This is a genomic window from Candidatus Regiella insecticola LSR1, assembly GCF_000143625.1.
Classification (GTDB): Bacteria; Pseudomonadota; Gammaproteobacteria; order Enterobacterales; family Enterobacteriaceae; genus Regiella; species Regiella insecticola.
The window spans coordinates 1-233 of the sequence record NZ_GL379682.1 but is presented as its reverse complement, the minus strand read 5'-3'; the positions used below and the strand labels follow the sequence as shown (position 1 = coordinate 233).

Genomic DNA, 233 nt, shown 5'->3' with positions numbered 1-233 from the left:
CTGATAGAAGTCACCAAACTCGATCATTGCGCATCCCCCGCTTTCAGAGCGATCAATGAACCGAAGTTGAAGCACTGGAACCACACTTCGGCATGCTCGAATCCGGCCTGTTGCAGACGCGCCTTGTGCGCTTCCACCGAGTCGGTCAGCATCACGTTTTCCAGCATGCTGCGTTTTTGGCTGATCTCCAGCTCGCTGTACCCGTTGGCGCGCTTGAAATCGTGGTGCATGTT

The 233-nt window shown here is 54.9% G+C and carries 1 pseudogene; it reads right to left on the bottom strand.

Features of this window, described 5'->3' with window-relative positions:
- Positions 1 to 23: 23 nt before the first annotated feature.
- A pseudogene (locus REG_RS09420) lies at positions 24 to 233 on the bottom strand (carboxy-S-adenosyl-L-methionine synthase CmoA); the annotation flags it as partial.